Below are 6,457 nucleotides of genomic sequence, written 5' to 3'. Positions count from 1 at the left end.
CGACCGTCTTGAGCTCCTGCACCTTGCCGCTGCCGATGTAGGTGGCGGGGTCGGGCTTGGGACGGCGCTGGATCATGGCGTCAAGCACCTTCGAGCCAGCGGTCTCGGCGAGGAGCTTGAGCTCGGTGAGCGAGTTCTCGGCGTCCTCGGCCGTGCCGTCGGTCCAGACGCCCACGAGGACGACCCGCTCCAGCCGCAGCTGGCGGTACTCGACCTCGGTGACGTCCTGGAGCTCGGTGGACAGACCAGCCACACGGCGCAGCGCGTTGCGCTCCTCGAGCTCGAGGCCCTCGGTCCCCTCCTCAGGCGTCTCGTCGACGTCCGCGGGGAGCCACTCGTGTCGCTGTTCGGTCATGTGCTCTCGTCTCTTCTCGATGTGCATGTGTGGGGTACAACAGCCACGTTAGGCCCGCGATTCCTCGCCGTGCCAGTGCATTTCGCCCCCGGCGACGATCTCGGCCGGTCCGGCCATGAGCAGCCGGCCGTCCTCGCGCCAGGTGATGACGAGGGTGCCGCCCGGCAGGTCGACGCGGTAGGTGGCCGGCCGCGGGGCGTCGTCGGCGGTGGCCGCGGCGACCGCGACGGCGCACGCGCCCGTGCCGCACGACAGCGTCTCGCCGGAGCCTCGCTCGTGGACGCGCATCGCGACGTGGCGCTCGCCCCGCCGCACGACGAGCTCGATGTTGACGCCGTCGGGGTACAGCGACGTGTCGTAACCGGGCTCCTCGGTGAGCGGGCCCGCGTCGGCGAGGTCGTCGACGAACGCCACCGCGTGCGGGTTGCCCATGTCGACGCCGGTGGCCGCGAACGTCCGTCCCGCCGGGGTCACCTTCGACTCCCCCAGCAGGCGCGGCACCCCCATGTCGACGAAGTACGCGCCGTCGTCGTCGCGCGTCACGGTCTTGACGCCGTCGCGGGTGCCAACGGCCACCGGCTCGCCCGCCGGCACCAGCCCCTCGTCGAGGAGGTGCTTGGCGAACACCCGGACTCCGTTGCCGCACATCTCGCTGACCGAGCCGTCGGCGTTGCGGTAGTCCATGAACCACTCGGCGTCGCCGGCCAGCTCGGGAGCGACGTGCTCGGTGCGGATGACGCGCAGGACGCCGTCGGCGCCGAGCCCGCGGCGCCGGTGGCACAGCGCTGCGACGAACCCCGGGTCGAGGTCGCCGTGCACGCTGCCGTCGTGGTCGGGGAGCAGCACGAAGTCGTTCTGGGTGCCGTGGCCCTTCAGCCAGGCGAACGCGCGCGTGCTCATCCTCCGATTCTACCGTCGGGGCCGCACCACCAGGGCGCTGCCGCCACCGCGCCGGACGGGCTCGGCGGCGGCGACCAGCCGGCCGTGCGGCTTCACCTCGATGGCGGCGGCCGCACCGATCTCGGCGGCCGAGGTGAGGGTGTCGCCGGACGGGGTGAGCCGCTGGCCGTACGGGGCGAGCAGCGGCCCGTAGGCGTCGATGAAGGCGGGCTCGGCCGGCGTGGACGCGGTGTTGCGCTGCGAGGCGCGCGGCGCCGCCACCGCGGCGGGCAGGTCCATGCCGAGGTCGATCCGGTTCAGCAGGATCTGGAGCACGGTGGTGATGATCGTCGCGCCGCCGGGCGAGCCCAGCACGTAGCGCGGCTTGCCGTCCTGCAGCACGATCGTGGGCGACATCGACGAGCGCGGGCGCTTGCCGGGCTGGATGCGGTTCGGGTCGGCCTCGTCGTACACGGTGGTGAAGTCCGTGAGCTCGTTGTTGAGCAGGAACCCACGCCCGGGCACCGTGATGCCCGAGCCGCCGGTCTGCTCGATCGTCAGCGTGTAGGCCACCGCGTCGCCCCACCGGTCGACGACGCTCAGGTGCGTCGTCGAGATGTTCTCGGTGTCGGGCTTCTCCTCGTTCGCGGTCGTGGCGCAGCCGCTGCCGTCGAGGGCCCCGGCCGGCACCGGTCGCACCGACGCCCGGTCGGGGTCGATGGTGCAGGCGCGGGAGTCGGCGAACCGCTGGCTCAACAGCGTCCGGGTGGGCACGTCGGTGAAGGCGGGGTCACCGACGTAGGCGGCGCGGTCCGCGAAGGCCCGGGCCGAGGCCTCGAGGTAGAGGTGCAGCGTCCGTGCGAGCCGCTCGCCCTGGCCGAGGTCGTACCCCTCGAGGATGTTGAGCGCCTCGCCCACCGAGGTGCCTCCGGACGACGACGGCGCCATGCCGTAGACGTCCAGGCCGCGGTAGGAGACCTTCGTCGGCTTCTGCGACAGCACCCGGTACGCCGCGAGGTCCCCGGTGGTCATCGAGCCCGGCTTGGCGGGCAGGTCAGACGCCGGGTCCTTCGGCGGCGCCTGGACCGTGCGGGCCACCTCCCTGGCCAGGGCACCGTGGTAGAACGCCTTCGGGCCGCGGTCGGCGATGGACGTCAGGGTGTCCGCGAGGTCGGGGTTGCGGAACCGCGAGCCGACGGCCGGCGCGTCGCCGCCGGGCAGGAACAGGTCGGCGGTGTCGGGGAACGCGGCGAACCGCTCGGCGTTGTCGAGGGTCTGGCTGCGGAACGTCTGGTCGACGGTGAAGCCGCGCTCGGCCAACCGGATGGACGGCCGCAGCGCCTGCTTCAGCGAGGTGCTGCCGAACCGCTTCAGCGCGGCGTCCCACGTCGCGACGGTCCCGGGCACGCCGACGGCGACGCCGGACGAGACCAGCTGCGGAGTGAACGGGTAGGGCTTGCCGGTGGCCGGGTCGACGAAGGCGTCGGGCGTGACGCGTCGCGGCGCGGTCTCGCGCCCGTCGATGGTCTGGACCTTCTTGGTGCGTGCGTCGTAGTGGACGAAGTAGCCGCCCCCGCCGATGCCGGCGCTGTACGGCTCGGTGACGCCGAGGGCCGAGGCCGTGGCGACGGCCGCGTCGGCCGCGTTGCCCCCGCGTCGGAGCACCTCGATGCCCACGCGCGACGCCTCCGCGTCCACCGACGACACCGCGCCGCCGCTGCCGTAGGCGGTCGCGCCCGACGACGGGGTCGGACGCGGGGTCCCGGCGGTGCTCGGCGGCGCGCCGGAGACGGCCAGCAGGCAGGCCGTGACGAAGGCGGTTCCGAGACCGGCGGCGAGGGTGCGTCGTTCCATGCCCCGAGTCGTACCCGGTGGACGTCGCGCCCAAACGCCGTCAGGGGGCCAGCAGCGCGACGGCCCGGTGGACGAGGTCGGGGTCGTCGTGGCTCACCCAGGTGATGCGCGGGTCCTTGCGGAACCAGGAGTCCTGACGTCGGGCGAACTTGCGCGTGCGCCGCACGGTCTCGTCCCGCGCCTGCTCCATCGTGGTGCGGCCCGCGATCGCGTCCAGCACCTGCGCGTACCCGAGGGCGCGGCTCGCGGTACGCCCCTCGGCGAGGCCCTGCGCGGCGAGGCGCTCCACCTCCTCGACCAGCCCGGCGTCGAACATCGCGTCGACCCGCGCCTCGATCCGGGCGTCCAGGACCTCCCGTGGCACGTCGACGCCGACCACGGCGACGTCGTCGTAGACGTAGCGCAGCTCGGGGAGCCCGGCGGCGTAGGGCCGACCCGTCAGGGCCACGACCTCGAGCGCGCGGACGATCCGTCGCCCGTTGCTCGGCAGGATGGCCTCGGCCGCGGCGGGGTCCTCGCCGGCGAGCCTGACGTGCATCGCCTCCGGCCCCACCTCGACCAGGTCGCTCTCCAGCCTGGCGCGCAGCGACGGGTCGGTGCCGGGGAACTCGAAGTCGTCCAGCACGGCACGGACGTACAGCGCCGACCCTCCGACGAGCAGCGGCAGCACTCCCCTGCCGTGGCAGGCCGCGACGGCGTCACGCGCCCAGTCCTGGAACTCGGCGACCGTCGCCGGGTCGCGCACGTCGAGGACGTCGAGCAGGTGGTGCCGCACGCCCCGACGCTCGTCGACGGTGAGCTTGGCCGTGCCGATGTCCATCCCGCGGTAGAGCTGCATCGAGTCGGCGTTGACCACCTCGACCGGGGACCCGGCGAGGCCGAGCTCGCCGGCGACCGCGATGGCGAGGTCGGACTTGCCTGCCGCGGTCGGGCCGACGACGGCCCGCACCGGCGCGGAGGTGTCCACGCCGTGATTGTGCCAGGTACTTTGGGTGCCAGACGCGGCGCGGCTCCCCGCCGCCCGATCACCGGCAGACGTTGAAGGAGCGGACCATGGGTTTCCTGGACAAGTACAAGGGTCGCGGCGACGAGCTCAAGGCCAAGGCCGCCGAGCTCGCCCGCCAGCACGGCGACAAGATCGACCAGGGCCTGGACAAGGCGGGTGACGCGGTCAGCCGCGCGACCAAGGGCAAGTACGACGACAAGATCGACTCGGCCACCCGCAAGGCCAAGGAGGGCGTCGACAAGATCGCCGACGACGGACACCAGGGACCCGGAACCCCGGGGACTACTCCTCCGCCCCGACCCTGATCGTCCAGGTCGCACAGACGTAGCCGACGCCGTAGGGCGCCGCGTCGTGGTCCACACGGGCCTCGATCGCGGCGCCCTGCTGCGTCCGGACGGTCCTGGCCAGCGTGCGCAGCGCAGTCGCCCCGCTGGCCCACAGCTCCTCGGCCAGCCCGACGTCGATCGACTCGAGGGCGTCGAGGTCGCCGCCGGCCAGGGCACGGGTGGTGACGGCGTCGAAGGGCTCCGCCCGCGGGTCCAGGTGGCCCGGCGCCTCGGCCGACCGTCGTGCCGACCCGTCGGCGGTGACCAGCAGCGCGACGCGACCGGGCGGCAGGACGAGTGCGTCGCCGGTGACCGTCTCGTACCGCCGGCCGCCCGTCCACCCCGCACGGTCCAGCAGCCACGCCCCGATCGAGTGTCCGAGGCCGAGGGGGTCGTTGCCCGGAGCCCGCCGAGCCGGACCCGGCCACGACCTGAGCCCGTACGGCGCGAGCGTCGGCGTCGCCGCGTCGTCCTGGGTGCGGGCCGCGTCGCCCGCCGCGACGACGACCACCGTCTGTGGCCGACGGGCGAGCAGGCCCGCCACCGTGGAGTCGACGACGGACCGCATCACCGACGTCTCGTGCGCGGCGCCGACCGACACCTCCGGCACGAGCAGGGGTGGGTGGGGCACCACGGCCGCGGCGACGAGCACGCCCCCAGGGTAGGGCGCGAGGCGCGACGACCCCGTCACCCTAGGATGCGGTGGTGGGCGACGGGACCGATCAGGGCGCACCCGTGCCCCTCGGGCTCCAGCCGTTCTCGGGTCTGCGGTTCGGCGGCGACGCCGCCACCGTGGCTGCGCGGACCATGACTCCCCCGGACGCGTGGGGCGACGCCGACGACCTCGGCGCCGGCGAGCCGCACCACGTCGCCAGGCTGCTCGAGCCCGCGTTCACGCCCGGCGACGGCGGCCCGCGGCTCGACGCCTGGGAGGGTGAGGGCATCGTCCTGCGCGATCCGCCTGCGGTCTACGTCTACCGGCGCTCGGGCCCCGACGGCGCAACCCGCGGCCTGCTCGGCGCCATGGACCTGTCGGGCCGGACGAGCGCACCGCTGATCCCCCACGAGGACGTGCGGCCCGAGCTCGTCGAGGTGCAGCAGGACTTCGCCGCCCAGACCCACGCGCAGGTCGACCCGGTGGTGGCCATCGCCGGCGCACCCGCCCCGACCGCACCCTCGCCGCTCTCGACCGTGCTCGACCAGGTGACCGCCGGAGCCCCCGATCTCACCCTCGTCGACGGCGTCGAGACGCACGAGCTGTGGGTGCACACGTCGCCCGAGGTGCACCGGGCGGTGGCCCGCACCCCGGTGGGACGGGTGCTCGTGGCTGACGGGCACCACCGCCGGCGGGCCTGGACCGGCGACGGCGGGTCCACGGCCTGGGGGCTGACGTGGGTGGTGGACGACACGGTCGAGCCCCTCCGCCTGCGTGCCGTGCACCGGGTGTGCCCGGGGCTCGACCTCGGGACGATCGAAGGCTCTCCCCTGGTGGTCACCGAGGAGGTGGACGCGGACGCCGCGCTCGGTCTGCTCGCGGACGCCGGTGTCCCCCGCTGCGTCGCGTACGCCGGTGGTCGGTGGCTCGACGTCCGCCCGGCGCCCGGTGCGGTGGCACCGAGCTGTGCGCTCCCCGACCACGCGATCTGCTGGCTCCACCAGGTGTGGCTGCCCGGATGGGGAGCCGACGTCGACGAGCTCGAGTACGTGCACGACGCCCGAGCGGCCGTTCGTCGGGCGGACGGCGCCGACGCCGTGGCGCTCCTCCTGCCGCCCACCCGGCTGTCCGCGGTGCGCGCCGCGGCCTACGGCGGCACGACCCTGCCGGCGAAGGCGACCTCGTTCGTGCCCAAGCCACGAATGGGCCTGGTCATGCGTCACTGGGGGTCGGACGGGGACGACGTGTCGCCGGTGCCGGCGACACCCGCCGACACCGACTGACCTCGACGTCCACCCGGCTGACCGGGCCCCCGCCGGCGCGCTGGAACCGGCGCCTCAGCGACCCCGTCACCTCGACGACGTCCTCGGCCTGAAGCCGTG

Annotated in this window: 7 protein-coding genes; 2 read left to right on the top strand and 5 right to left on the bottom strand. The window is 74.2% G+C overall.

The genetic code is table 11. The features are described from left to right. The 4 genes from ACI6PP_RS22680 to miaA form a co-directional block, all read right to left on the bottom strand. Positions 1-355 (bottom strand): HflX-like GTP-binding protein (locus ACI6PP_RS22680; protein ID WP_476712953.1); only part of this gene is annotated, 355 nt, incomplete at its 3' end. A 48-nt stretch (positions 356-403) separates the two neighbouring features. Then, the gene (dapF, locus tag ACI6PP_RS22675; RefSeq protein ID WP_421114002.1) at positions 404-1,255 is read right to left on the bottom strand and encodes a diaminopimelate epimerase; all 852 of its coding nucleotides are present in this window, start codon (positions 1,253-1,255) and stop codon (positions 404-406) included. A gap of 9 nt (positions 1,256-1,264) precedes the next feature. Next, positions 1,265-3,088 carry a gamma-glutamyltransferase gene (gene ggt / locus ACI6PP_RS22670; RefSeq protein WP_421114001.1) on the bottom strand — a complete coding sequence of 608 codons (1,824 nt, stop codon included), beginning with the start codon at positions 3,086-3,088 and terminating at the stop codon, positions 1,265-1,267. 40 nt (positions 3,089-3,128) lie between these two features. Beyond that, positions 3,129-4,055: a tRNA (adenosine(37)-N6)-dimethylallyltransferase MiaA gene (miaA, locus tag ACI6PP_RS22665; protein ID WP_421114000.1), complete on the bottom strand. Its 927-nt coding sequence runs from the start codon at positions 4,053-4,055 to the stop codon at positions 3,129-3,131. Positions 4,056-4,141: 86 nt separating this feature from the next. Between miaA and ACI6PP_RS22660 the strand changes: the two genes are divergently transcribed. Next, on the top strand, positions 4,142-4,399 hold the full coding sequence (locus ACI6PP_RS22660) for an antitoxin (protein WP_421113999.1): 258 nt from the start codon (positions 4,142-4,144) through the stop codon (positions 4,397-4,399). Here the strand turns inward: ACI6PP_RS22660 and ACI6PP_RS22655 are convergent. Continuing rightward, positions 4,377-5,072, bottom strand: a complete 696-nt coding sequence (locus ACI6PP_RS22655) for a class III extradiol ring-cleavage dioxygenase family protein (RefSeq protein WP_421113998.1) — start codon at positions 5,070-5,072, stop codon at positions 4,377-4,379. The two genes, ACI6PP_RS22660 and ACI6PP_RS22655, sit on opposite strands and share 23 nt — an antisense overlap. A 53-nt stretch (positions 5,073-5,125) precedes the next feature. Between ACI6PP_RS22655 and ACI6PP_RS22650 the strand changes: the two genes are divergently transcribed. Continuing rightward, positions 5,126-6,358 (top strand): DUF1015 family protein, encoded by a 1,233-nt coding sequence (locus ACI6PP_RS22650; RefSeq protein ID WP_421113997.1) that lies wholly within the window; start codon positions 5,126-5,128, stop codon positions 6,356-6,358. Positions 6,359-6,457: the final 99 nt, after the last annotated feature.

It is taken from the genome of Solicola agrisoli, assembly GCF_049059935.1.
Classification (GTDB): domain Bacteria; phylum Actinomycetota; class Actinomycetes; order Propionibacteriales; family Nocardioidaceae; genus JAURVT01.
Note: the sequence above shows the minus strand (reverse complement) of the source record. Positions and strands in the feature narration are given on the sequence as shown.

Bases quoted from the DNA above. Each gene is read 5' to 3' on its own strand.
- ggt (WP_421114001.1), bottom strand. From the start codon at position 3,088: ATGGAACGACGCACCCTCGCCGCCGGTCTCGGAACCGCCTTCGTCACG.
- ACI6PP_RS22660 (WP_421113999.1), top strand. From the start codon at position 4,142: ATGGGTTTCCTGGACAAGTACAAGGGTCGCGGCGACGAGCTCAAGGCC.
- dapF (WP_421114002.1), bottom strand. From the start codon at position 1,255: ATGAGCACGCGCGCGTTCGCCTGGCTGAAGGGCCACGGCACCCAGAAC.